Below are 23,167 nucleotides of genomic sequence, written 5' to 3'. Positions count from 1 at the left end.
GCCCATCCAGCAGTCCCTTTCAGGATCGATAAAAACAAAAAAGCCGCGCCGAAAGGTATCGGCGCGGCCTGGATTGCTGTGTGACTTTTCGTCAGCCGATCAATTACAGACTTTCAGTGAAAGTACGGGTAATCACATCGCGCTGCTGTTCAGGGGTAAGCGCATTAAAGCGCACCGCATAACCAGACACACGAATGGTCAGCTGCGGGTATTTTTCCGGATGCTTAACCGCATCTTCTAAAGTTTCGCGACGCAGCACGTTGACGTTCAGGTGCTGGCCACCCTCAATACGCACCTCGGGTTTCTGCTCCAGCGGGATTTCACGGTAAGCAATGTCGCCCAGATCGCTAATAGCAACGATCTGATCTTCCGTGAAATCGCCTTTTGCGCACAGGCAACGGGCTTCCGCTTTCTCATCATCCAGCAACCAGAATGAGTTCAGCAATTTTGGGTTATTGGCCTGAGTAATTTGAATACCGGTAATCATAGTGACCTCCAGGGCTTTAGTGCGCGATATTTGATATCACGCGGTGAATCCATTGATCTGACACATTGATATATCACCGGGGCTTTGGGGCCGTTTTGACCTGTATCAATTATGCTGCCAGGCAAAACTCACCTCATGGCTAACAAATTGATTTAAAACCATTCCGCTCAAAAACTTTCTCTGCAATTTTTCAAATTATTTTTACCCTTCTGCTGCCGCGTGCGACACGTTAAGCTAGGCGCAAATTCTTGCAGGGAGTTAAAGATGGCTGAGAAGCTGACCTGGCACGACGTGCTGGCTGAAGAGAAAGAAAAACCTTACTTCGTCGAAACCTTAAAAGCGGTAGCCAACGAACGCGCAGCAGGTGTAACCGTTTATCCACCGCAGAAAGACGTGTTTAATGCCTTCCGTCTGACTGAGCTGGGCGACATTAAAGTGGTGATTCTGGGTCAGGATCCTTATCACGGCCCTAATCAGGCGCATGGTCTGGCATTCTCTGTGCTTCCCGGCGTGCCCACTCCTCCTTCGCTGCTAAATATGTACAAAGAGTTGGAGAAGGATATTGCGGGCTTTACGCGCCCACAGCACGGCTTCCTCGAAAGCTGGGCCACACAAGGTGTGATGCTGCTGAACACGGTGCTAACGGTAGAAGCCAGTAAAGCGCATTCCCACGCGCGATTCGGCTGGGAAACCTTTACGGACAATGTGATTAGCGCGATCAATCAACATCGGGAAGGCGTGATTTTCTTGCTGTGGGGTTCGCATGCGCAGAAGAAAGGCAGCATTATCGATACGCAACGTCACCATGTTTTAAAAGCGCCGCACCCCTCACCGCTTTCCGCCCATCGCGGCTTTTTTGGCAGTAAGCACTTCTCGCAGGCGAACGCGCTGTTAAGCCAGTCCGGCCAGACGCCCATCGACTGGATGCCCGTTCTGCCTTAAAAATAAAAACGGCCGCAATCAGCGGCCGTTTTTGTATTCAGCAGGGTCATCAGCCTTTGGCTTTGGTTACTGCCACCATCGCTGGGCGCAACAGGCGACCATTGAGGGTATAACCACGCTGCATCACCATCAGTACATGGTTCGGTGCCATGTCTTCTGATTCAATCATCGACATCGCCTGATGCACATCCGGGTTGAATGGCACGTTGGTTTCACCGACCACTTCCACACCATACTTACGCACGGCACCCAGCAGGGATTTCAGCGTCAGTTCGATGCCTTCAATCATCGAAGCCAGTTCGGTGTTCTCTTTATCAGCCACTTCCAGCGCGCGCTCGAGGCTATCAATCACCGGCAGCAGTTCGTTGGCAAATTTTTCCAGCGCAAACTTGTGCGCTTTTTCCACATCCATTTCGGTACGGCGACGGATGTTTTCAATCTCCGCCTGAGCGCGCAGCTGTGCTTCACGCACGCCGCCTTGCGACTGGGCTAATTCCGCTTCCAGTTGCGCGATACGCTCATCACGCGGATCCACCTCAGTTGCCGTCTCTGCGTCCACGTGCTGCTGATCCTGTTGAATTTCGTCTGAGACTTGCTCGTTAGGGGTGTTCTGTTCTTTACTACTCATGAATTTCTCCGCGTTTTGCACATTCATCTCGCTGGTTGGCTTATTATGGGGATCAGTTTGACGGTTTCAAGTGAACCCATCACATTGCCTGGCCGTTTTGGCTTATGAGGAACACGCGCTAAATGAACAAACACTTTAACTGCATTGGGATTGTCGGCCATCCGCGCCATCCTACTGCGTTAACCACCCATGAAATGCTCTGGCGCTGGCTGACAGCAAAAGGCTATGAGGTGATCGTCGAGCAGCAGATTGCGCGCGAACTGAACTTGAAAGATGTGGAAACCGGCAGCCTGGCGGAAATCGGCCAACGTGCCGATTTAGCCGTGGTAGTGGGCGGTGACGGCAATATGCTGGGCGCCGCGCGCGTGCTGGCACGTTATGACATCAAAGTGATTGGGATTAACCGCGGTAATCTCGGTTTTCTCACCGATCTCGATCCCGATAATGCACAGCAACAGCTGGATGATGTGCTGCAGGGCGAATACTTTGTCGAAAGCCGTTTCCTGCTGGAGGCGCAGGTGTGCAAAGAAGCGTGCTCGCCAAGGATTGGAAGCGCCATCAATGAAGTGGTACTGCACCCGGGCAAAGTCGCCCACATGATTGAATTTGAAGTGTATATCGATGAGGTTTTTGCCTTTTCCCAGCGTTCGGATGGGTTAATCATCTCCACGCCTACCGGCTCAACCGCCTATTCCCTCTCTGCGGGTGGCCCGATTCTGACGCCATCGCTGGATGCCATCGCCATTGTGCCCATGTTCCCGCACACGCTTTCCGCACGTCCGCTGGTAATCAACAGCAGCAGCACCATTCGTCTGCGTTTTTCATCTCTGCGCAGCGATCTGGAAATCAGCTGCGATAGCCAGATTGCGCTGCCTATCCAGGAAGGAGAAGATGTGTTGATTCGCCGCAGCGCGCATCATCTCAACCTAATCCATCCTAAAAATTACAATTATTTTAATACCTTAAGCTCGAAACTCGGCTGGTCAAAAAAATTGTTCTGAAAATCACCGCCAGCCACTTTACTGTATAAAAAACCAGTTTATACTGTATGAAAAACCATATCTGTTTTTACATACAGGTGATTTCATGCTGGCACAACTGACCATCAGTAACTTTGCTATCGTTCGTGAACTGGAGATCGACTTTCATCGTGGGATGACAGCGATCACGGGGGAAACCGGCGCAGGTAAATCCATCGCAATTGATGCGCTGGGCCTGTGCCTGGGCGGCCGCTCTGAAGCAGATATGGTGCGTCAGGGGGCCAGTCGTGCCGATATCTGCGCGCGTTTCCAGCTCAAAGCTTCACCCTCCGCCCAGCGTTGGCTGGTGGAGAATCAGCTCGATGAGGGCAGCGAATGCCTGCTGCGCCGCGTCATCAGCGCCGATGGCCGTTCCCGTGGCTTCATCAATGGCACTTCGGTGCCGCTGTCACAACTGCGTGAACTGGGTCAGCTGCTCATTCAAATCCACGGCCAGCATGCCCACCAGCTGCTGCTTAAGCCGGATCACCAAAAACATCTGTTGGATGCTTACGCGGCCCATGATGACCTGCTTGATGAGATGCGTCAGCACTATCAGCGCTGGCATCAAAGCTGTCGTGCGCTGGCTCAGCATCAACAGCTGTCGCAGGAGCGTGAAGCACGCCGTGAACTGCTGCAATATCAGCTGAAAGAACTTAATGAATTTGTCCCGCAGCCGGGCGAATTTGAGCAGATTGATGAAGAGTACAAACGCCTCGCCAACAGCGGACAACTGCTCTCTACCAGTCAGCAGGCACTGCAAATTCTCGCCGATAGCGATGACACCAACCTGCAAAGCTTGCTGTATAGCGCGCGCAATATGCTGGGCGAACTCGTGTCGCTGGATGACAAAGTGAGCGGCGTGTTCAATTTGCTGGAAGAGGCAGCGATTCAACTGAGCGAAGCCAGCGATGAGCTGCGCCACTATTGCGAACGTCTGGATCTCGATCCCAATCGTCTGCATGAACTGGAACAACGTCTGTCACGCCAGATTGCCCTCTCTCGTAAACATCATGTGTCGCCAGAGACGTTGCCGGTGCTGTATCAGCAGTTGCTGGACGAAGCAGAACAGCTCTCACAACAAGAGAGCGATCAGGAAACGTTGCAAAACGAAGTCGGTTCACACCATCTGGCGGCCGTCGCCTGCGCGGAAAAACTGCATCAACTGCGTCAGCAGGCTGCGCATGAACTCAGCCAGCTGATCACCCAAAGCATGCGTACTCTGTCGATGCCGCACGGTCAGTTTACCATTGAGCTGGAGTTCAAAGCCGATCAACTCACGGCGGATGGCGCCACTCGAATTGATTTCCGTGTGACCACCAACCCTGGTCAGCCGTTACAACCGCTGGGCAAAGTGGCCTCGGGTGGTGAGCTTTCGCGTATTGCGCTGGCGATTCAGGTGATTACCGCACAGAAAATGGAAACGCCGGCCATGATCTTCGATGAAGTGGATGTCGGTATCAGTGGCCCAACTGCAGCGGTCGTCGGTCAGATGCTGCGTCAACTCGGTGAATCCACGCAGGTGATGTGTGTGACGCATTTGCCACAGGTTGCCGGTTGCGGACATCAGCACTTCTACGTCAGCAAAGAGACCGATGGCGAGATGACCGAAACCCATATGCAGCCGCTGGATAAACGAGCCCGCCTGCAGGAACTGGCTCGTTTGTTAGGCGGTAGCGAAGTCACGCGCAATACGCTGGCCAATGCAAAAGAACTTTTAGCAGCCTGATTTCGCACTTTTTTCTGGCCCGGTGGTCATATGCTTGCTCTGTAGAGGTTTCCAATAGGACAAAGGTTTATTATCATCGGCAGTTATATCGCCATAATAAAGCCTGCCGTAAGCAGAGTTCAGAATTTGATGGCAACAAAACAGCCTGACAAAAGGCGTTTGGCCCCAGAAAAGGAATGTATAGATGCGCTGTAAAACGCTGACTGCCGCGGCAGTGGTAATGTTGATGATGACCGCCGGATGTTCCACCCTTGAGCGCGTTGTATATCGTCCGGATATCAATCAGGGCAATTACCTGGTCGCCAACGATGTTTCGAAGATTCACACCGGCATGACGCAGCAGCAGGTTGCCTACACTCTCGGCACACCGATGATGCACGATCCGTTTGGCAGCAATGTCTGGTATTACGTGTTCCGTCAGGAACCTGGCCATGAGGGCGTGAAGCAGCAAACCCTGACGCTGACCTTTGACAGCAACGGTACGCTGACCAACATTGATAACAAACCGAAACTCACTGGTAACGAAGGCTAAGTGAGCGGCAACAAAAAAGGCGCTTAAGGCGCCTTTTTTGTGTCTGTCATTCCGCTACTTGTTGCTCGCCGAACGTTCTGCTCGCTGGCGACGCATCTCTTTGGGATCCGCAATCAGTGGGCGATAAATCTCCACGCGGTCACCATCCTGAACGCCATCACCTAGCTTCACCGGCCGGCTAAAAATGCCCACCTTATTGCTTGCCAGATCGATATCTTTGCGCAGTGATAACAAGCCCGAGGCTTTAATCGCCTGCTCGACGGTCGCGCCCTCTTCCAGCGTTACCGAACGCAGGTACTGCTTGTTGGGCAGCGCATAAACTACCTCAACGGTGATATCAGGCACGGTAAACCTCTTTCGCGCGCTGACTGAACGCTTGCACCATACTGTTGGCCAGTTCTTTGAAAATACGACCGAACGCCATCTCCACCAACATATTGGTGAACTCAAAGTCGAGGCTCAGCTCAACTTTGCAGGCATCATCACCTAAAGACGTGAAGTGCCATCCACCGGTCAGCTTACGAAAAGGGCCATCAACCAACTGCATTAAAATGCTCTGATTGCTGATCAACGTGTTGCGGGTAGTAAAGGTTTTACTGATGCCTGCTTTAGAGACATCTACCGCTGCCGTCATCTGATTTCCGCTATTATCCAATACACGGCTGCCGGTGCAGCCCGGAAGAAACTGAGGATAAGCGTCCACATCATTCACGAGCTGGTACATCTGCTCAGCGCTATAGGGGACCAACGCCGAACGGCTAATCTGGGCCATAATGGTTCCTGTTCATCACAAAACCGTTGAATAATACCATTTTCGGACACCAAACAAAATTCACGGGTTTGCCAGCTGTGCTAAAATAGAGTGTTTTTTACCGCCCCCAGGACAGGGGGATGCGCCCACAGACTGAGTGATGTAGACTACGCCGCACTATGACAAAGAAAAAAGCTCACAAACCCGGTTCAGCCACTATTGCCCTCAACAAACGCGCTCGCCACGAATACTTCATTGAAGAAGAGTTCGAGGCAGGGATGTCGCTACAGGGATGGGAAGTTAAATCACTCCGCGCCGGTAAAGCCAACATCAGCGACAGCTACATTTTGCTGCGCGATGGCGAAGCCTATCTGTTCGGTTCCACCTTCCAGCCGCTGGCCGTTGCCTCTACACACGTGGTGTGTGATCCCACGCGCAGCCGCAAGCTGTTACTGAAACAGCGCGAACTCGATTCGCTTTACGGTCGTGTTAACCGCGAAGGTTTCACCGTGGTTGCACTGTCGATGTACTGGAAAAACGCCTGGGCCAAGCTGAAGATCGGCGTGGCGCGCGGTAAGAAAGAACACGACAAGCGTAACGATGTGAAAGATCGCGAATGGCAGATGGATAAAGCACGTATTATGAAGAATTCAAAGCGTTAAGCACTAGATTCAACCGTCACTTTTCTGTAGTATATGAAGTTCTTGGGGCTGATTCTGGACTCGACGGGATTGTGAAGCCTTAGGTGCATGTCGAGGGGCGGTTTGCCTCGTTAAAAGCCGCAAAAAAATAGTCGCAAACGACGAAAACTACGCTTTAGCAGCTTAATAACCTGCCAAGAGCCCTCTCTCCCTAGCTTCCGCTCTTAAGACGGGGATCAAGAGAGGTCAAACCCAAAAGAGATCGTGTGGATGCCTTGCCTGGGGTTGAAGCACTAAATCTAATCAGGCTAGTTTGTCAGTGGCGTGTCTGTCCGCAGCTGGCTGGCGAATGTAAAGACTGACTAAGCATGTAGTACCGACGGTGTAGTAATTTCGGACGCGGGTTCAACTCCCGCCAGCTCCACCAAAATTCTTTCGCGGCGATACCAGAATCGTCCGCTGAAGTCCTGAAAGCCCGTAAGGTGAAAGCCTTGCGGGCTTTTTTGTGCCAGTGGTTTTATGGGATGATGTAACTGGCTTCTGCAACTATCGATGCTTGTTTGGTTTTTCCCATGCAACTCACCATGTTCTTGATGCGGAAAGCCTATTAAATAAGGTATAAAGCCGCATGAAAATTCCAAACCGAATCCAACCGTTGGTCGATGATGGCCTGATCGACAATGTGCTGCAGCGTCTGAAAAGCGGCAAAGAAGCTGACGTTTACACTGTGATGTGCGGTGACAAAGTCCAATGCGCCAAAGTGTACAAAGAGGCTTCGCAACGCAGCTTTAAACAAGCCGTGCAGTATCAGGAGGGGCGTAAAGTTCGCAACTCCCGCAGTGCGCGTGCGATGCAGAAGGGCTCCAAATTCGGCCGCAAGCAGCAAGAGGAAGTCTGGCATACCGCAGAAGTCGACGCGCTTTTCCGTCTTGCCAAAGCTGGCGTTCGCGTACCTGAGCCTTATATGTGTCTCGACGGCGTGCTGCTGATGGAACTGGTTACGGATGCTGAAGGCGCCGTGGCACCCCGTCTCAGTGACGTGATTTTATCGGAACAGGAAGCACTGACTGATTTTGCGACGATGATTCGCAATATCGTACGTATGTTATGTGCCGGGATTGTGCATGGCGATCTGTCTGAATTTAACGTACTCCAGGATGAGCACGGTCCTGTGATCATCGATCTGCCTCAGGCAGTGGATGCCGCTGCCAATAACCACGCCGAATCGATGTTTGAGCGCGATGTGAACAACATCACTGCCTACTACGGTCAGTTCGCGCCACAGATACTGGAAACGCGCTATGCCAAAGAGATCTGGCAGCTGTTCGAAGACGGCAAGTTAACACCTGAAAGCGCTTTGACTGGTCTGTTTGTAGAAGAAGTGCATGCTGTGGATATGGATTCACTGCTGGATGAAATTATCTCTGCTGAAGATGAGTATTACGACCGCCAGCGTGCAGCAAAAGAGCGGGATGAAGATTAGTTCTGATATTGAAGAATCAAAGGTGACAAGCTTATGATCCTTTTCTGAAAGAGCGACTCAAATTAAAATAATAAGTTAGGTGAGCCATAGAATATAACCACCTTTCACTAAGGCTCAGAACGGCACCAAATCCATAAGCATTCAATTAATTCAGATATTCACACTTCAAAAAGTAACAATCATAAACTATAACACCTGGTGAACATGAGGTTACCTCAAGTCTACCTCGTCATCAATAATTATCAGAACAATCCGAATACGTAGCAAGATCCCAATAATTACAGGGTTCACGAGCATCATTGGATTTTTATCCTTTATCAAATGATGCCCTTATGCACGCAACATTAATTGGCACTCAAAAATAATTACGCTACTTTGGAAAATCGTAGCGATAGTCGATTTCATACATTCGCTGGGAGTAGGTAGAATCGCTCCTTTTCTGGGAAGTATTATATACAGGAGAATAGCTACATGACTCGCCCTATAACACCTGGAATTTGTGTCGTTTCAAAGCCTGGAGATCTTGCTTATCAAGCAAAAGAGCTTTTCAACGATAGCCGAATACCGGCCGCGAAATTGTTTATGCAAGTGAATGCAGATACTCCATGGCTTAGGCCTGGACAGATATTGATTGTCGCCGATCCAGATACCGCCTCGGCTCACAACGATCAACTCATTCACAAAATTAAAACTGCCAAACAAAAAACCAACTCAGCACTTAATGGGATGAGTACTGATGATACAAGTTTTTTGCAAAAACACTATGGAATGATAGCTGGGCTTACCAGTGCGGGTGACAAAATATTTGGAACAGTTAGCGATGCAGGTGAAAAATACTTCTCATCTATCGAAAACACTTTAATAAAAATTGAAAAAAGCTATCAGAATCAATTCAGGTCACAGGGTTCTCTTATTAGTCAGCAATTTTTTATCGAACGCAGGCAGTTGTTCAATCAATTATCAGATTTAGTTAATAAACCATTATTAAAAAACCTTTCTCGTTTCGCAGTTAAATTTCGACCTTATGATGAACTACGCCATGCTTTGAATCTTTCCAGCCGCGCCATCGTTCATGAATGGTCAACTACGGGATTAGGTGGGATTCCGGGGTATACAAGTTATGTAGAAAATGCTGCAAAAGCAGCACGTTTTCTAAAGCGAGGCGGATATATTGGCATTGGTTTTTCGTTAGCTAATACTACGAATGAAGTTGTAAATGCTTGCAAAACTGGAAGAGAAAATGAGTGCGGGATAGTTGCAGTTAAAGAGTATTCAAAGTTCAGCGTAACTACTATTAGTGGAATCGGTGGTGGGGCAATAGGTGCAACGGCTGGCATGGGAATTTGTGTGGGCATAGGTATTGCTACTGCAGGGATTGGGGGAGTAGCATGTGCAGCAGTAGGTTCCATTGCTGGAGGTCTTGCAGGTAGTGAAGCGGCAGACTGGAGCATGGAAACGCTTTTCAATTATTTAGGTATTTAAATGACAATGAAATACGTTATTTTCTCACTTATTTTTGTTTCCGTGATTTCTTTTTTGATTTCACTGATTCTATATGGCGTCAATCGAAAAAAATATTACTCACTTATTACTCATTTCAAAAAAGACTATAACTTCCCGGCACCTTATTCATTTCATTGTTTGACAGGATATTTTGGAGCGGCACCTATAGCTTACTTCTTCATGCGTTTAAAGGATAACAAAAAAATCCTTTTCCTCGAGAGCGATAGCCATGTTTATCAATTTTTTGACAGTAGTAAACGAGAACTAACAAGCTGGCTTCCGTCTTTTTATTACGCATGCATTATGAGTTTCATGTGCTGTGTTTCGCTCATATTCCTGGCTATCTTATTAAAAATAATAAATTAATATATTACTCGCATAATAACCCTCAAGCACAGATTGCATCTGTTTTTCTTTTTCAAAGGCATCTAGCAGATATTCTCTATCAGTATCATGGCGAGAACAGCCGAAGGTGACGACATCAATACCCTGTTGTTTATGAAGGGGAACGCTAATTTCACACATGATCCGATGGAAAGATGCATCGGTTCCCGGCTTCAACCGATATTGTAGGATTTCAACCATTTAGTCATCGTCTCTTTTCCCTGAGGATATGTTTCAGATTGCCATTATCCAAAAAAATATCGGGTCATGATGAAGTAAAAACGATCGAATAAAAAAGGGGCGGCGCATCACACCTTCGCCGCCCTGATAAATTAAGGCCGTTCACCCCGTGCCAGTCGGGCATTGATATCTGCTATCACCGTCGGTAAATCCGCCAACGTATCGATAACATAGTGCGCCCCCGCAGCGCTCAGTTTCTGCTGCGCCACCTCACGACGACGCGCAATCTCAGCGGCATCCATCTGCTGATATTCTTCCCAGGTCGCGCCAAATTCATTCCCGGAAACCGACAGCCCAACACTCCACATCCCCGCGCGCAAACCTTCTTCGATACCGGGTACGGCGTCATCGACTTTTACACAGTGACCGACCGCATCAATCCCCAATGCAATCACATTCTGTAGCGCCATCCACGGTCCAGGACGCGCGCCAACCGCAAGATCGTCAGCAGCTACCCAGTAATCTGGCGCGTAACCTGCCTCGGCTGCGGCGGGCACCAGTCGCTCCATCACCGGGCGCGGATAGCCGGAACAGGAACCAATTTTGATGCCGTCGGCGCGCAGCTGGGCTATCACCTCGGTTACCCCTGCGATGGGCTGTGCGAAATCGACCACTTTGGCAATTTGCAGCGGCATAAAAGCCTGGTAGATAGCATCAATATCCTCTTTGCTCATCGCCCGGCCAAAACGCTGCTGCCAGCGCGCATCCACGGTTGGCAACTTGCCGAGCGCCTCAATGTGCTGCCATTTTCCCAGCCCCATCGGCACGCGTGCTTCTTCCAGCGTGATTTCAATGTCAAATGCCAGACGAAAGGCTTCGACAAAAATTTGCGTGGGTGCGAAGGAGCCGAAATCCACGGTGGTGCCCGCCCAATCCAGAATCACGGCGCTAATACGTTGCATGGTGTGTCCTCATTTTTTCCAATACATGGCATGTTCGATGGCGTTGAGCAGGCCGGTGATATCCGCTTCATATACCTCACCGATGTTGCCGATGCGGAAGCAGTCACTTTCTGAGACCTTGCCGGGATAGATCACAAAACCTTGTGCTTTTAGTTGCTGATAAAAATCGGCAAATCGATAGGTCTCGGCCTTGGGGGAATAAAACGCGGTGATGATGGGCGAGTGCATCGCATCTTCCAGTAAGGTTTCAAAGCCTAACTGACGCATGCCCGCCACCAGCTTCAGCTGGTTCTGGCGATAGCGTGAATGGCGAGCCGCTACACCGCCCTCTTCCGCCAGCTCTTTGAGCGCCTGCGCAAAAGCCAGCACCGTGTGCGTGGGAGAAGTAAAGCGCCATTTGCCGTGGTTATCCTCCATGCAGCGCCACTGTGCATAGAGATCCAATGAGAGGGAGCGGGAGCGCCCTTTGCACTTCTCCAGCTCACTTTGGCGCGCGATAACAAAACCAAAGCCAGGTACGCCCTGGATGCATTTATTGGCAGAGCTGATCAGAAAGTCGATATTGAGTGCAGCGACATCAAGCGGGATACCGCCAAAGCTGCTCATCGCATCGACGATATAGATCTTGCCGTACTCCCGGGCCAGGGCTGCCACCTCGGCAATCGGATTCAGCATGCCGGTGGTGGTTTCACAATGCACCATGGCGATATGCGTAATGCTGTGGTCTTCGCGCAGTAAGCGTTCAATCTCAGCCACATCCGGGCGTGCCACTTCGCCACAATCATAGGCGCGATACGCGATGCCCATCAGTGATGCCATCTCAATCATGCGCGCACCATACGCGCCATTACTGACAATCAGCACTTTGCCTGCATCGCCAATCGCACTACCTAGTACCGCTTCTACGGCATAGCTGCCGCTGCCTTGTAACAATACCGAAGTGTAACCCGCAGCAGACGTCGCTAATGAGACCAGCTGTTGTCTGATGGTCTGCACCACACCGAGATTGTAATCATCATCCCAGGTGCAACTGTCGGATAGCATGGCTTCTTTCACGGTTTTTGAGGTGGTCAGTGGACCGGGTGTGAGCAAAAGGTAGTTACGGGAAGTCATTTTTTCACCATTGGTATATACCAGATGGCATTTATTATTAGAGAATCGCTTTCATCACCACAAGGAGAAATCGCCACTGCAACAAAAAATTCATCTGGGCATGTATAATGACGTCTTAAAAAATGACAGCGAATCCGCATGAAATCGTTAACCAGTGATATTCCGCAATACCTGCTGATCAAGGCCGAGCTTCAGGCGCGCATTCAAAGTGGTGCGTTGAAAACCGGTGATAAATTGCCGTCAGAGCGCGAGCTGTGTGCGATCTTCTCCACGACCCGCACCACCATCCGCGAAAGCCTGGCGCAGCTGGAGGCGAGCGGCGTCATTTATCGCTCCGATCGCCGTGGCTGGTTTGTTACCCCGGAACGCCTTTGGCTCGATCCCACACAGAACACCAACTTCCACAAGCTCTGCCTCGAACAGGGTCGTGAGCCGAAAACGGTATTGCTTAGTGGCCGCCTGACCACCGTGCCACTTGAGGTCATGAAACCTTTGGAATTGCAGCCATTCGACCAGATTTATCTGCTCGCGCGTCTGCGTTACGCCGATGGTCGCGCTATCTGTTATTGCGAGAACCATTGCCTGCCCGCGCGGGTCCCTGAGCTATTACGTCACGACCTCAATGGCAGTTTGACCGAAGTCTATCAAAGCCATTACGACCTGGTTTACACCAGCATGCATCTGACCTTTTACCCTACCTCCATTCCGGCCCATGCCGCAGCCGCACTGGGCATTATGGAGGGTTTGCCAGCGTTGCAGCTGAGTCGACTCAATTACGATCAGCATGGTCGCGTACTCGATTACGATATTGAGTTCTGGCGCCATGACAGCCTGCGTATCGAGGTGGATACTCACTGACCCCATCGAATGAAAAAAGCCCTGCTCAGCCATGAGTGGGGCTTTTTTTTACCTGCTTCATTTTTCTGTCACATAAGCCGATTAGCGTTAATCGCAATTCTGGTACATACCAGATTAACTTCCACACGCTACGAGGCCCAACAGATGAAACTCTCTCACCTTGCTCTGCTGTCCGCTCTTACTGTTGCTTCAAGCCCGGTTTGGGCAGATTCGGTTGTCACGGTTTACTCGGCCGATGGCCTGCACGACGGAGATAACAGCTGGTATCAGGCAGAATTTGCCGCGTTCACTCAAGCCACGGGAATCAAGGTGCAGTACGTGGAGAGCGGATCGGGAGCGATTGTTGAACGCCTGGCGAAAGAGCGCAGTAATCCGCAGGCAGATGTCTTAGTGACCGTGCCACCATTCATTCAACGCGCCGCCAGCAACGACCTGTTAGCCGATTTCACTCCGGATGCCGCCACGCAAATCCCCGGGGCCAGCGCGCGTTATGTGCCTTTGGTGAACAACTATTTGAGCTTTATTTACAACCGCAAGTTACTGAAATCCGCCCCTGCCAGCTGGCATGATCTGCTCGATAGCCGCTTCAAGAACAAGCTGCAATACTCCACCCCTGGCCAGGCGGGCGATGGCACCGCAGTCATGTTGCAAGCCTTCCACAGCTTCGGTGGCAAACCCGCCGCCTTCGATTATCTGGGTAAGTTGCAGGCCAACAACGTAGGTCCATCTGCCTCCACCGGCAAGCTGACCGCCCTGGTGAATAAAGGCGAGCTGTATGTGGCGAACGGTGACCTGCAGATGAACCTGTCGCAAATGAAGCAAAATCCCAATATCCAGATTTTCTGGCCAGCGGATACTCAGGGCGAACGCAGCGCATTGGCCCTGCCCTATGTGATTGGTCTGGTGCAAAACGCGCCACAAAGCGAGAACGGTAAAAAGCTGATCAACTTCTTGTTGGATAACGCCGCACAAATGCAGGTCAGCTCTCTGGCATGGGGCATGCCCGTTCGCCGTGACATCACGCCTGATGACAGCAATTATCAGCAAGCGACAGCCGCATTACAGGGCGTGAAAGTGTGGCAGCCAGACTGGAATGAGGTGGCAAATTCACTCTCAGCTGATATCGCACAATGGCACAACGTGACTGACAGCGAGTAATCCGTGATGTTGATGAAAACCTCTGTCGCCGCACCGGAAATTACAGCCAACACCTCGGGCATCGTGCTGGATAACTTGCGTGTGGCTTATCACGACCAGGTCGTGCTCAAACCACTCACCCTTACCATTGAACCCGGTGAAGTGTTGGCGTTAATTGGGCCTTCCGGCTCGGGAAAAACCACGGTATTGCGTGCGATTGCAGGTTTTGTGCCTCCCGCAGGGGGGCGCATTTTGCTGGGCGATCGCGATATCAGTGCATTGCCACCTTATCAACGCGGACTCGGCATGGTGGTACAGAACTACGCGCTGTTCCCGCATATGAAAGTGGAGGACAACGTGGCGTTCGGTCTGCGTGCACAAAAGCAGCCCAGGGCGCTTATCGCTGAGCGCGTGCAGGATGCCCTGAAAATGGTGGGAATGCGCGATTTCGCCACTCGTTATCCGCACCAGCTTTCTGGCGGTCAGCAACAGCGCGTAGCGATTGCTCGCGCTATCGCCACACGTCCGCAAGTGTTGCTACTGGATGAGCCGCTATCGGCACTGGATGCACAGATTCGCCACAACATGGTGGAGGAAATCGCGCGGTTGCACCGGGAATTACCTGAACTGACTATCCTCTACGTCACGCACGATCAGACCGAAGCCCTGACGCTGGCGGATAAAATCGGCATCATGAAAGAGGGCTCGATGGTAGCGTATGGTGAAACACATGCGCTGTATCAGCGCCCGCCCAATCGCTTTGCCGCAGAATTTCTTGGACGCGCCAACATCCTTGCTGCCACTGCGCTGGAGGTGCAACAGCAGTCCGGTGAAGTGTGCGTCAGTTGTGGCGGTACGCTGGTCAACGCCTCTACGTCGGGCAACATGCGCGGCCGCAACAAACTACTCTGCGTACGCCCGCAACACATTACGTTGCAACCCCGTTCGCCGCGCAGCAATCGCCTGAATGCCACACTGCAATCGCTGCACTGGCAAGGCGATCTCACTCATCTTTTATGTGATGTGGCGGGGGAAACGGTGCGTGTCGTGCTAACGCATCTCAATCCGCTGCCACAAGTGGGGGATGCGTTGACGTTGTGGTTTGAACCGGAAGATGCGGTGTTGCTGGAGGTTGAGCATGTCTGAAACCCTCCCTGTACTGCGCCCATTACGGCGTAGCCTGGCGCTTCAACGTCATGGCAGCTTGCTGTTACCGCTGCTGGTGCTCACCACTTTATTCTTCTATCCGTTGTTACTGATTGTGCAACAAGCCCTGCAGGACAACAGCGGCCACAGCAGTTTCGCTGCATTTTTGCAGGTGCTGGAATCACGCCGTTTTATCAGTGCATTGCTAAACACCGTGCAAATCGCGCTGTTCACCACCTTCGGCTGCTTGCTGTTAGGCAGCGTAATGTCACTGATACTGGTCTTTATTCCCTTCAGCGGTAGCCGATTTATCAGCCTGGTGATTGATACCTTTATCGCGCTGCCAACCTTTCTCATCACTCTGGCGTTCACCTTTATCTATGGTTCCGCCGGTTTACTGAATGGTGGACTGATGGCGCTATTTCATTTCGAGTTGCCGCCGATTGATTTCCTCTACTCCATGCCTGGGGTGATTCTGGCGGAAATCACGGTCTTCACCCCTCTGGTGATGCGCCCGCTGATGGCTGCATTGCGCCAACTCGACCGTAGCCAGTTAGAAGCGGCGAGCGTGCTGGGTGCGCATCCTTTACGCGTTATCGCTCAGGTAATTTTCCCTGCGGCCCTGCCCGCACTGCTAGCGGGCGGCAGCTTGTGCTTACTGCTCGCGACCAATGAATTTGGCATCGTGCTGTTTATCGGCGCTAAAGGTGTGAATACCCTGCCAATGATGGTGTACAGCAAGGCGATTCTTGAATCCGATTACGCCAGCGCCTGCGCCATTGCCGTTATCAATATTCTGCTGTCGCTCGGCTTGTTTCTGTTGTATCGCCTCGCGGCCAGTCGCGCTGGCGCAAGGAGTTCATCATGCTAGTTTGGTCACGTAATGCCCGCAGGTTGACCAGCGCGGCTGCTGTCACCCTGTTTACCCTGTTCTTCCTTCTGCCACTACTGGTGATCCTGCTTTCCAGCTTCAGCCAGCAGTGGAATGGTTTTTTGCCTTCAGGTTTTACCGTTGATCACTTCATCAACGCTTTCAGAGGGGCCGCCTGGGATGCACTGTTCTCGAGCCTGGTGGTGGGATTTGCAGCCAGCCTGTTTGCCCTATTTTGTGGCTGCTGGGCGGCACTGGCACTGCGTCAATACAGTGTGCAATGGCAAAAGCGTCTCGGCGTCATCTTCTTTCTGCCAAGCGCGGTGCCTTCGGTGTCAGTGGGGTTGGGCATTCTGGTCGCCTTCAGTCAGGGTCCGCTGCAAATGAATGGCACCGTGTGGATCGTCATGGTCGCGCATTTTGTGCTGATATCCGCGTTTAGCTTCAGCAACCTCTCTACCGGACTGGCGCGCATATCCGCTGATATTGAGAACGTGGCGTCGAGCTTAGGCGCTTCGCCAGCCTATCGTCTGCGCCATATCACGTTGCCGCTGCTTATGCCGTGGATGTTGTCCGCGTTGGCACTGAGTTTGTCACTGTCGATGGGCGAACTGGGCGCCACAGTGATGATTTATCCACCGGGCTGGACCACATTGCCGGTCGCAATTTTCAGCCTGACCGATCGTGGCAGCATTGCCGATGGTTCCGCTCTGACCATTGTATTGGTGGCAGTGATCTTGTGGCTGACGGTAAAACTGGAGAGGCTGGCACAGCGGCTATCCAATCCCTAACAGCCCGTGGTGCACACTTTTTCGCCTGCCAAACCCGATGATTCAATTAAGGTTATTCCTGGAGCCAATTCTGGCAGAGCGTGCCATTGTTAACTACGCTCATAACTCACAGAGCGATTGATGAGGGAATATTCATGAAAAAGACAATTATTGCTGTATCTGCCCTGCTGCTGGCTTCTTCGGCGTTTGCCGCTACCACACATGCAACTGACGACACCGTAGCGAACGCGCAAGCGGGCGCAAACACCGCCAAAGAGAAGCTGCATCAGGCGCAGCATCAGGGCGAAGAGCAGAAGCTGAAAGCCAAGCATGCTGTTGAAGGTAAGAGCGACAGCACCAGCAGCAAAGTGAGCGAAGGCGCACAGAAAGGCTGGAACAAAACCAAAGAAGGCACTGAAAAAGGGTGGGATGCTACTAAAGAAGGTGCGACTAAAGGCTGGAATAAAACCAAAGAAGGTGCCAGCGATCTGAAGAAGAAAGTGACCGAATAACGTCTTCTGACAAAGTCCCGAAAGGCCGCGATTGCGGCCTTTTTGTTTTTGCCGCTTTGCGTCCGGCTCGATATCGACTTACACTTCGCCCAACACTCATTAACCATTTTTTCTTATGTCTGACACCTTCAAACGCCAGCCCTTGCCTTTACCCAACGGTCACAACAAAGTGCTGTTGCACTCCTGCTGCGCCCCTTGCTCGGGTGAGGTGATGGAAGCGATGCTGGCTTCCGGTATCGATTACACCATCTTCTTTTACAACCCAAACATTCATCCGCTGAAAGAGTACGAACTGCGTAAAGAGGAGAATATCCGCTTTGCTGAGCAGTTCGGTGTGCCTTTCGTGGATGCCGATTACGATAAAGATAACTGGTTTGATCGGGCTCGCGGCATGGAGTGGGAACCGGAGCGAGGCATCCGTTGCACCATGTGTTTCGACATGCGCTTTGAACGCACTGCGCTGTATGCCCATGAACATGGCTTCCCGGTGATCACCAGTTCCCTGGGCATTTCGCGCTGGAAGGATATGAAGCAGATTAATGACTGCGGCGTGCGTGCGGCAGCGCACTATCCCGACATGCTGTATTGGGAGTTTAACTGGCGTAAAGGCGGTGGATCATCACGCATGATCGAGATCAGCAAGCGCGAGCGTTTCTATCAGCAGGAGTATTGCGGCTGCATCTACTCGCTGCGCGACAGCAACCGCCATCGCGTGGCCAGTGGGCGTGAACGTATCGAGATTGGTGTGCAGTACTACCAGCCCGACGAATAAAGAAGTCGCCTGCTGGCAGCGGTCAGCAGGCGCTTACTATCACCAGGCTAACTGCTTGCCGCTGTAATCGACATAGTGGTGCCCGCCCTGCCCGACAAAGCGATCCAGTTGCGCCACTAACCCTTGAGCACTTTCGACCGCCGTAATATCCGCATCATCCCCGCCCATATCGGTTTTGACCCAGCCCGGATGCAATGAGAGCAAAGTTGTGCCCCGCGTAGACATCTGCTGAACCAGAGCTCGGCTGAGCATATTCAACGCAACTTTACTGGCAGAGTAATAGGGTCGAATCGCCTCGGCATTTTCCGTCAGGCTGCCGAGACGCGATGTCGTGATGCCAAGCACGCCCTGTTTTTCCGACAGCAAGGGCAACAGGCCTTCAGCCATACGCACCGGTGCAACACTGTTGGTCATAAACAGTTGCATTAACTCTTCATCACTGGTGGCAATCAGCTCCATCGAATCTGGGCCGAGAATACCCGCATTGATCAGCGCCCGATCAAACTGCTCACCCTTGAGTTGCGAGAGTAGCTGTTCACGCTGAGTGGCAACGGTAATATCCAATGGCAGCCAACGCAGCTTTTCATGCTGATACGAAACGGCAGTGCTGCGATAGGTGGCGGTGACGTCCCAACCGTCAGCAAGCAGTTGCTGCACGACGGCTAATCCAATCCCCTTTGAAGCACCGATAATTAACGCACGTTTTGACTGGCTCATTTTCACCTCAGAACTGTCTGATATCTAAAAAGTAGAGTGATAGCAACCACACACCTTAAGTCAAATCCACTCAACTACTGACTTTGATTTTAAACATAAAATCAAACACTTAACATACAATCTAATTTATGAATCTATTCTTATTTTCCGTATTCCACATAAGATTGTTCATTGTTGCGTCGCTGAACACGGCTTTGTTAAAGTCCAATTAATGTTCACTGAGAGGAATCAGCATGGATGTCGCCCTATTACAATCGCTCGATATTAACGGGCGTGAAAAATTTGATGAGGCAATCAGTGCTTTGCAGGACGATATTTCAACTATCACCGCCCGCCTGTCTATCGATCCCCGCCTGCGACTTGAGTCTTCGAAACGGATTAAGCAAATGACGGATGGCTTATGATCACCAGGCAGGAAGCAATATGGCGATGATTCATCAGGTTTTTAATCTTTCTCTAACAGAACAGCATGCTGCCACGGAAACCGCTCAGGCGCGCAGCGAAGTTCTTATTGATCAGCAGTCTAGCGGTATCTTCATCCCGGGTTCGATATTAGAAGCAGCCGTCGAAATCAGCCCTGAAAGATATGTGCTATTTGTCACGGATGGCATCACTTACGAAGAGTCTCTCACCATTGTGCTTTGCCAACGCGGTGAAGGAGTCCAGGAAATCATTCACATCGAGAATGCGTACACTTCCGGTTTTTTTGAAGCACTCAACATCGACGACAATCGCATCCAGTTTAAATTTTTTGAAAACACACTCTGGTCGCTCAGAGTCGCCGACTCCCCCAAATTCACCCTACCTTTCATTGGCGACCCAAAGGGCGTCAAGCGTAGCGCTGGATTGACCAAGCGGCTTATCATGACTTTAAATGATTAGGGGCAGGATAACCTGCCCCTGGTTGACTAACGAAACAGCAACGTTAGCACGACGATGACCACCATCATGATCAGCAGATGGCACACCACTTTATTAAGATTCCGATTCCGCATAGCGCCTCCATGGGGTCAGAACCACTGGCCGAAGCGTTTGATGTAGAGCATTTTCATGCCCTGCGCGACCACGCAGTAACCTAACAACGTCGCAACCAGCCATGGGAAATAAGCCCACGGCAACGGCGTTAATCCCACCATGTGCCCCAATGGGGAGAATGGCAGCAGGATGCCTGCAATCATCACACATGCCGTGGTCAGCAGTACCGGTAACGCGGCGCGGCTCTGGATGAAAGGAATTTTCTGGGTGCGCAGCATATGCACCACCAGCGTCTGTGACAGCAATCCTTCTACAAACCAACCGGACTGGAACAGTGACTGCATTTCCGGCGTATTCGCGGCAAACACGTACCACATCACAGCAAACGTCGTGATATCAAAGATTGATGATGTTGGCCCAATCCACAGCATAAAGCGTTTGATATTGCGCGCGTCCCATTTGCGCGGTTTGCGCAGGAACTCACGATCCATTTTGTCCCATGGCAATGCCAGCTGAGACAGGTCATACATCAGGTTCTGAATCAGCAGATGAATCGCCAGCATCGGCAGGAACGGAATAAAGGCGCTCGCTACCAGCACAGAGAACACATTGCCGAAGTTGGAACTGGCCGTCATGTTCAAATACTTGATGATGTTGCCGAAGGTCTCACGCCCTTTCATCACCCCCTCTTCCAGCACCATCAGATCCTTTTCCAGCAGGATGATGTCAGAAGACTCTTTGGCGATGTCCGCTGCGCTATCCACTGAAATTCCGACATCGGCATCACGCAGAGCTGGCGCATCATTAATCCCATCGCCGAGGAAACCGACGGTGTGCCCTTGCTGCTGCAATGCACGCAAGATGCGAGATTTCTGCAGCGGTGTCAGTTTGGCGAACACCGCGCTGTGTGCTGCCGCCTCCGCCAATTGTTCGTCACTCATCATCGCAATCTGATCGCCTGTCACGATCTCGCCGCTATCAATGCCCACCTGCTGGCAAATCCGTGCAGTGACCACCGGGTTATCGCCGGTCAGCACTTTGACGCTCACGCCATTGTCACGCAGCGCGGTAATGGCTTTGGCGGCACTCTCTTTAGGCGGATCGAGGAAAGTCAGCAGCCCTTCCACGGTTAACCCTTGCTCATCTGCGACGCTCAGCGCCTGCTGCAAGCCCGGCTCCTCCAGCACACGGCTCGCCACCAGCAGGACGCGGAAGCCCTGCTCATTATATTGATGTGCCAGCGCCAGCAACTCTGCGCGGCGTTTTTCGTCGAGCGGCTGAAGTAGTTTTCCTTCACGCTCAGCCGTAGCGATGCTCAGCATCTCTTCTACTGCACCTTTGCAGATCAGCATCTGTTGATTGAGCCGGCGATCGCGCACCACCACCGATACACGGCGACGCACAAAATCAAACGGTAGTTCATCCACTTTGGCGTAATAGTCACCCATGTCCGCCGTCACACGATCTTTGCCGTAGCGTAGAATGGCGCGATCCATCAGATTCGGCGTGCTGCTCTGATAGTGGCTGTTGAGCCAGCTCAGCATCAGTACGCGCGAATTTTCCACTCCAGCGCAATCCAGATGATGCTCAAGAATGATGTTGTCCTGGGTCAGCGTGCCGGTTTTATCGGTACACAGGATGTCCATCGCGCCGAGGTTTTGAATCGCGTTCAGTCGTTTAACAATCACTTTGCGGCGCGACATGGCAATCGCACCTTTTGCCAGGTTGGAACTGACAATCATCGGCAGCATTTCCGGGGTCAGACCCACCGCCACTGCCAGCGCAAACAGCGAGGCATCCAGCCAGTCACCTTTGGTTAACCCGTTAATCAACAGCACGACCGGTACCATCACCAGCATAAAGCGGATCAGCAGCCAGCTGACGCTGTTCACGCCACGATCAAAAGCAGTTTGCGAGCGATTACCGACAATCGATTTCGCCAGGCTGCCAAAGTAGGTTTCGCCGCCGGTTGCTACTACCACGGCTTTGGCGCTGCCGCTGGAAACGTTGGTGCCCATCAGACACACGCTGCCGAGTTCCAGCAGTGAAGCCCCGTGATCGCTCGCTCCCGCGCCTTTGCTGGTGACGTGGCCCGTGACGTCATATTTCTCAACGGGCAGTGATTCACCGGTCAGGATCGCCTGGCTGATAAACAGGTCACGCGAATCCAGCAAACGGACGTCGGCAGGCACCAGATCGCCAGCAGACAGATAGATAATGTCTCCGGGGACTAAAGTGGCAATATCCACTTCCTGTTTAGCCGGGGGCTGTTGGGCCGATTCCCGACGCAGCACGGTGGCAGTGGTGCGCACCATAGATTTCAACGCCTGCGCGGCTTTATTGGTGCGGAACTCCTGCCAGAAGCGCAGCAAACCGCTGAGCGTTACCATCGTCACAATGATGATGACACCGGTCAGGTCGGTCTCCTCGCCTTTACGTAATGGCAGCAGGTAGTCAGTGAAAAAACTCACCGCTGCCAACGCCATTAATACGTAGATGAACGGGTTATTAAATGCCTGGATCAGCTGAATCAGCGCGTGCGGCGCTTTATCATGCGCCACCTGATTACGGCCATAGACTTCCAGACGCGCTTCGGCTTCGCGTTCGCTCAGGCCCAGCGCATCACTGCGCAGGCGAACCAGGGTTTCATCGGCGGTGAAACCGGCTTCATCTTCAATCAGATAGCGCGGCGTTTTCTGACGCTGCGGGCGTGCGTTGCTCCAGGATTTTTTTTCCTGGTTGAGTTTCATGTCAGTCATGATGACATTCCTCTATTATTACGGCAATAACAGTCCCTGTGCGGGGAGCACATTAACGGGGATACATTAAATTAACGACGATGCGTTAGATGATTAAAAATAACCTATCGGGAATTTCCATATTACCTCCCGTAAATAAAAGACGAAGAAATTCGCTCGTTAAAATAACGAGAAATAGCGATGACGATGTCAATGATGCCGCAGAGAGCGATCTTCAGTCAGTCCAGATTTGCCAGTTAGCCTGACTATGGACGTGCTGAAACGCGCCATAACAGCGGTTAATTCTGCACGCTGAA

General features: G+C 51.7%; 25 protein-coding genes and 1 other RNA gene. 17 read left to right on the top strand and 9 right to left on the bottom strand.

Annotated features, from left to right (window positions below; genetic code table 11):
• Positions 1 to 103: 103 nt before the first annotated feature.
• A complete protein-coding gene (gene grcA, locus ACCW76_RS17940; protein WP_436339540.1) occupies positions 104 to 487 on the bottom strand; it encodes an autonomous glycyl radical cofactor GrcA in 384 nt (127 codons plus the stop codon).
• Between the two features lie 264 nt (positions 488 to 751).
• On the opposite strand from grcA, the gene ung reads away from it, so the two are divergent.
• The gene (ung, locus tag ACCW76_RS17935; RefSeq protein ID WP_038645341.1) at positions 752 to 1,429 is read left to right on the top strand and encodes a uracil-DNA glycosylase; all 678 of its coding nucleotides are present in this window, start codon (positions 752 to 754) and stop codon (positions 1,427 to 1,429) included.
• A gap of 49 nt (positions 1,430 to 1,478) precedes the next feature.
• On the opposite strand, the gene grpE is transcribed toward ung, so the two are convergent.
• Entirely contained in the window at positions 1,479 to 2,057 is a 579-nt protein-coding gene (gene grpE / locus ACCW76_RS17930; RefSeq protein WP_038645340.1) for a nucleotide exchange factor GrpE, read from the bottom strand.
• Positions 2,058 to 2,179: 122 nt separating this feature from the next.
• Between grpE and nadK the strand changes: the two genes are divergently transcribed.
• The 3 genes from nadK to bamE all read left to right on the top strand — a co-directional run bounded on the left by nadK (position 2,180) and on the right by bamE (position 5,337).
• A complete protein-coding gene (gene nadK / locus ACCW76_RS17925; protein ID WP_034825588.1) occupies positions 2,180 to 3,058 on the top strand; it encodes an NAD(+) kinase in 879 nt (292 codons plus the stop codon).
• An 85-nt stretch (positions 3,059 to 3,143) separates the two neighbouring features.
• Positions 3,144 to 4,805, top strand: a complete 1,662-nt coding sequence (gene recN, locus ACCW76_RS17920) for a DNA repair protein RecN (RefSeq protein ID WP_436339539.1) — start codon at positions 3,144 to 3,146, stop codon at positions 4,803 to 4,805.
• Positions 4,806 to 4,989: 184 nt separating this feature from the next.
• Positions 4,990 to 5,337, top strand: coding sequence for an outer membrane protein assembly factor BamE (bamE, locus tag ACCW76_RS17915; RefSeq protein ID WP_436339537.1), 348 nt, complete (start codon positions 4,990 to 4,992; stop codon positions 5,335 to 5,337).
• 54 nt (positions 5,338 to 5,391) lie between these two features.
• Here bamE and ACCW76_RS17910 read toward each other — a convergent pair whose 3' ends face one another.
• Positions 5,392 to 5,682: an RnfH family protein gene (locus ACCW76_RS17910; RefSeq protein WP_038645335.1), complete on the bottom strand. Its 291-nt coding sequence runs from the start codon at positions 5,680 to 5,682 to the stop codon at positions 5,392 to 5,394.
• Positions 5,675 to 6,109, bottom strand: a complete 435-nt coding sequence (locus ACCW76_RS17905) for a type II toxin-antitoxin system RatA family toxin (protein ID WP_034825580.1) — start codon at positions 6,107 to 6,109, stop codon at positions 5,675 to 5,677. The genes ACCW76_RS17910 and ACCW76_RS17905 overlap by 8 nt, the downstream gene beginning before the upstream one ends.
• A gap of 158 nt (positions 6,110 to 6,267) precedes the next feature.
• On the opposite strand from ACCW76_RS17905, the gene smpB reads away from it, so the two are divergent.
• The 4 genes from smpB (at position 6,268) to ACCW76_RS17885 (ending at position 9,694) form a co-directional block, all read left to right on the top strand.
• A complete protein-coding gene (smpB, locus tag ACCW76_RS17900; protein ID WP_034825578.1) occupies positions 6,268 to 6,750 on the top strand; it encodes an SsrA-binding protein SmpB in 483 nt (160 codons plus the stop codon).
• A 44-nt stretch (positions 6,751 to 6,794) separates the two neighbouring features.
• Positions 6,795 to 7,156, top strand: a transfer-messenger RNA (tmRNA) gene (ssrA, locus tag ACCW76_RS17895).
• A 201-nt stretch (positions 7,157 to 7,357) separates the two neighbouring features.
• Positions 7,358 to 8,212: a PA4780 family RIO1-like protein kinase gene (locus ACCW76_RS17890; RefSeq protein ID WP_436339535.1), complete on the top strand. Its 855-nt coding sequence runs from the start codon at positions 7,358 to 7,360 to the stop codon at positions 8,210 to 8,212.
• 471 nt (positions 8,213 to 8,683) lie between these two features.
• Positions 8,684 to 9,694 carry a hypothetical protein gene (locus ACCW76_RS17885; protein WP_436339533.1) on the top strand — a complete coding sequence of 337 codons (1,011 nt, stop codon included), beginning with the start codon at positions 8,684 to 8,686 and terminating at the stop codon, positions 9,692 to 9,694.
• Positions 9,695 to 10,063: 369 nt separating this feature from the next.
• Here the strand turns inward: ACCW76_RS17885 and ACCW76_RS17880 are convergent, their stop codons facing one another.
• The 3 genes from ACCW76_RS17880 to phnW all read right to left on the bottom strand — a co-directional run bounded on the left by ACCW76_RS17880 (position 10,064) and on the right by phnW (position 12,354).
• A complete protein-coding gene (locus ACCW76_RS17880; protein ID WP_436339532.1) occupies positions 10,064 to 10,300 on the bottom strand; it encodes a hypothetical protein in 237 nt (78 codons plus the stop codon).
• 131 nt (positions 10,301 to 10,431) lie between these two features.
• Complete coding sequence (gene phnX, locus ACCW76_RS17875) at positions 10,432 to 11,241, bottom strand: phosphonoacetaldehyde hydrolase (protein WP_436339530.1); 810 nt, start codon at positions 11,239 to 11,241, stop codon at positions 10,432 to 10,434.
• A 9-nt stretch (positions 11,242 to 11,250) separates the two neighbouring features.
• Positions 11,251 to 12,354: a 2-aminoethylphosphonate--pyruvate transaminase gene (gene phnW / locus ACCW76_RS17870; RefSeq protein ID WP_436339529.1), complete on the bottom strand. Its 1,104-nt coding sequence runs from the start codon at positions 12,352 to 12,354 to the stop codon at positions 11,251 to 11,253.
• 138 nt (positions 12,355 to 12,492) lie between these two features.
• Between phnW and phnR the strand changes: the two genes are divergently transcribed.
• From phnR to ACCW76_RS17835, 7 genes are all read left to right on the top strand, one after another.
• Positions 12,493 to 13,212: a phosphonate utilization transcriptional regulator PhnR gene (gene phnR / locus ACCW76_RS17865; RefSeq protein ID WP_436339527.1), complete on the top strand. Its 720-nt coding sequence runs from the start codon at positions 12,493 to 12,495 to the stop codon at positions 13,210 to 13,212.
• Positions 13,213 to 13,356: 144 nt separating this feature from the next.
• Positions 13,357 to 14,370 carry a 2-aminoethylphosphonate ABC transporter substrate-binding protein gene (locus ACCW76_RS17860; RefSeq protein ID WP_436339525.1) on the top strand — a complete coding sequence of 338 codons (1,014 nt, stop codon included), beginning with the start codon at positions 13,357 to 13,359 and terminating at the stop codon, positions 14,368 to 14,370.
• Positions 14,371 to 14,376: 6 nt separating this feature from the next.
• On the top strand, positions 14,377 to 15,495 hold the full coding sequence (phnT, locus tag ACCW76_RS17855; protein WP_436339556.1) for a 2-aminoethylphosphonate ABC transport system ATP-binding subunit PhnT: 1,119 nt from the start codon (positions 14,377 to 14,379) through the stop codon (positions 15,493 to 15,495).
• Positions 15,488 to 16,366 (top strand): 2-aminoethylphosphonate ABC transporter permease subunit, encoded by an 879-nt coding sequence (phnU, locus tag ACCW76_RS17850; protein WP_436339524.1) that lies wholly within the window; start codon positions 15,488 to 15,490, stop codon positions 16,364 to 16,366. Before phnT ends, phnU begins: the two co-directional genes overlap by 8 nt.
• The gene (phnV, locus tag ACCW76_RS17845; RefSeq protein WP_436339522.1) at positions 16,360 to 17,157 is read left to right on the top strand and encodes a 2-aminoethylphosphonate ABC transport system, membrane component PhnV; all 798 of its coding nucleotides are present in this window, start codon (positions 16,360 to 16,362) and stop codon (positions 17,155 to 17,157) included. Before phnU ends, phnV begins: the two co-directional genes overlap by 7 nt.
• A gap of 134 nt (positions 17,158 to 17,291) precedes the next feature.
• Complete coding sequence (locus tag ACCW76_RS17840; protein WP_038645311.1) at positions 17,292 to 17,648, top strand: hypothetical protein; 357 nt, start codon at positions 17,292 to 17,294, stop codon at positions 17,646 to 17,648.
• A gap of 115 nt (positions 17,649 to 17,763) precedes the next feature.
• Positions 17,764 to 18,420, top strand: coding sequence for an epoxyqueuosine reductase QueH (locus ACCW76_RS17835; protein WP_038645309.1), 657 nt, complete (start codon positions 17,764 to 17,766; stop codon positions 18,418 to 18,420).
• Between the two features lie 39 nt (positions 18,421 to 18,459).
• Here ACCW76_RS17835 and ACCW76_RS17830 read toward each other — a convergent pair whose 3' ends face one another.
• Positions 18,460 to 19,137 (bottom strand): SDR family oxidoreductase, encoded by a 678-nt coding sequence (locus ACCW76_RS17830; RefSeq protein WP_436339520.1) that lies wholly within the window; start codon positions 19,135 to 19,137, stop codon positions 18,460 to 18,462.
• A 233-nt stretch (positions 19,138 to 19,370) separates the two neighbouring features.
• Between ACCW76_RS17830 and ACCW76_RS17825 the strand changes: the two genes are divergently transcribed.
• Positions 19,371 to 19,541, top strand: coding sequence for a hypothetical protein (locus tag ACCW76_RS17825; protein WP_436339519.1), 171 nt, complete (start codon positions 19,371 to 19,373; stop codon positions 19,539 to 19,541).
• Positions 19,542 to 19,560: 19 nt separating this feature from the next.
• Positions 19,561 to 20,019, top strand: coding sequence for a hypothetical protein (locus tag ACCW76_RS17820; RefSeq protein WP_436339517.1), 459 nt, complete (start codon positions 19,561 to 19,563; stop codon positions 20,017 to 20,019).
• A 128-nt stretch (positions 20,020 to 20,147) separates the two neighbouring features.
• Here the strand turns inward: ACCW76_RS17820 and mgtA are convergent, their stop codons facing one another.
• Entirely contained in the window at positions 20,148 to 22,871 is a 2,724-nt protein-coding gene (mgtA, locus tag ACCW76_RS17815; protein ID WP_436339516.1) for a magnesium-translocating P-type ATPase, read from the bottom strand.
• Positions 22,872 to 23,167: the final 296 nt, after the last annotated feature.

Source organism: Pantoea sp. C8B4, from assembly GCF_051336905.1.
In the GTDB taxonomy this organism is placed as follows: domain Bacteria; phylum Pseudomonadota; class Gammaproteobacteria; order Enterobacterales; family Enterobacteriaceae; genus Pantoea; species Pantoea rwandensis_B.
This window is presented reverse-complemented; position numbering and strand designations above follow the sequence as displayed.

What these genes read in the sequence shown, in the direction of transcription:
- nadK (WP_034825588.1), top strand. Translation starts at nt 2,180, where the DNA reads ATGAACAAACACTTTAACTGCATTGGGATTGTCGGCCATCCGCGCCAT.
- ACCW76_RS17825 (WP_436339519.1), top strand. Translation starts at nt 19,371, where the DNA reads ATGGATGTCGCCCTATTACAATCGCTCGATATTAACGGGCGTGAAAAA.
- ACCW76_RS17885 (WP_436339533.1), top strand. Translation starts at nt 8,684, where the DNA reads ATGACTCGCCCTATAACACCTGGAATTTGTGTCGTTTCAAAGCCTGGA.
- phnT (WP_436339556.1), top strand. Translation starts at nt 14,377, where the DNA reads ATGTTGATGAAAACCTCTGTCGCCGCACCGGAAATTACAGCCAACACC.
- bamE (WP_436339537.1), top strand. Translation starts at nt 4,990, where the DNA reads ATGCGCTGTAAAACGCTGACTGCCGCGGCAGTGGTAATGTTGATGATG.
- ACCW76_RS17840 (WP_038645311.1), top strand. Translation starts at nt 17,292, where the DNA reads ATGAAAAAGACAATTATTGCTGTATCTGCCCTGCTGCTGGCTTCTTCG.
- phnV (WP_436339522.1), top strand. Translation starts at nt 16,360, where the DNA reads ATGCTAGTTTGGTCACGTAATGCCCGCAGGTTGACCAGCGCGGCTGCT.
- smpB (WP_034825578.1), top strand. Translation starts at nt 6,268, where the DNA reads ATGACAAAGAAAAAAGCTCACAAACCCGGTTCAGCCACTATTGCCCTC.
- ung (WP_038645341.1), top strand. Translation starts at nt 752, where the DNA reads ATGGCTGAGAAGCTGACCTGGCACGACGTGCTGGCTGAAGAGAAAGAA.
- ACCW76_RS17880 (WP_436339532.1), bottom strand. Translation starts at nt 10,300, where the DNA reads ATGGTTGAAATCCTACAATATCGGTTGAAGCCGGGAACCGATGCATCT.
- ACCW76_RS17835 (WP_038645309.1), top strand. Translation starts at nt 17,764, where the DNA reads ATGTCTGACACCTTCAAACGCCAGCCCTTGCCTTTACCCAACGGTCAC.
- grpE (WP_038645340.1), bottom strand. Translation starts at nt 2,057, where the DNA reads ATGAGTAGTAAAGAACAGAACACCCCTAACGAGCAAGTCTCAGACGAA.
- phnR (WP_436339527.1), top strand. Translation starts at nt 12,493, where the DNA reads ATGAAATCGTTAACCAGTGATATTCCGCAATACCTGCTGATCAAGGCC.
- ACCW76_RS17890 (WP_436339535.1), top strand. Translation starts at nt 7,358, where the DNA reads ATGAAAATTCCAAACCGAATCCAACCGTTGGTCGATGATGGCCTGATC.
- phnU (WP_436339524.1), top strand. Translation starts at nt 15,488, where the DNA reads ATGTCTGAAACCCTCCCTGTACTGCGCCCATTACGGCGTAGCCTGGCG.
- mgtA (WP_436339516.1), bottom strand. Translation starts at nt 22,871, where the DNA reads ATGACTGACATGAAACTCAACCAGGAAAAAAAATCCTGGAGCAACGCA.
- ACCW76_RS17820 (WP_436339517.1), top strand. Translation starts at nt 19,561, where the DNA reads ATGGCGATGATTCATCAGGTTTTTAATCTTTCTCTAACAGAACAGCAT.
- recN (WP_436339539.1), top strand. Translation starts at nt 3,144, where the DNA reads ATGCTGGCACAACTGACCATCAGTAACTTTGCTATCGTTCGTGAACTG.
- grcA (WP_436339540.1), bottom strand. Translation starts at nt 487, where the DNA reads ATGATTACCGGTATTCAAATTACTCAGGCCAATAACCCAAAATTGCTG.
- ACCW76_RS17830 (WP_436339520.1), bottom strand. Translation starts at nt 19,137, where the DNA reads ATGAGCCAGTCAAAACGTGCGTTAATTATCGGTGCTTCAAAGGGGATT.
- ACCW76_RS17905 (WP_034825580.1), bottom strand. Translation starts at nt 6,109, where the DNA reads ATGGCCCAGATTAGCCGTTCGGCGTTGGTCCCCTATAGCGCTGAGCAG.
- ACCW76_RS17860 (WP_436339525.1), top strand. Translation starts at nt 13,357, where the DNA reads ATGAAACTCTCTCACCTTGCTCTGCTGTCCGCTCTTACTGTTGCTTCA.
- phnX (WP_436339530.1), bottom strand. Translation starts at nt 11,241, where the DNA reads ATGCAACGTATTAGCGCCGTGATTCTGGATTGGGCGGGCACCACCGTG.
- phnW (WP_436339529.1), bottom strand. Translation starts at nt 12,354, where the DNA reads ATGACTTCCCGTAACTACCTTTTGCTCACACCCGGTCCACTGACCACC.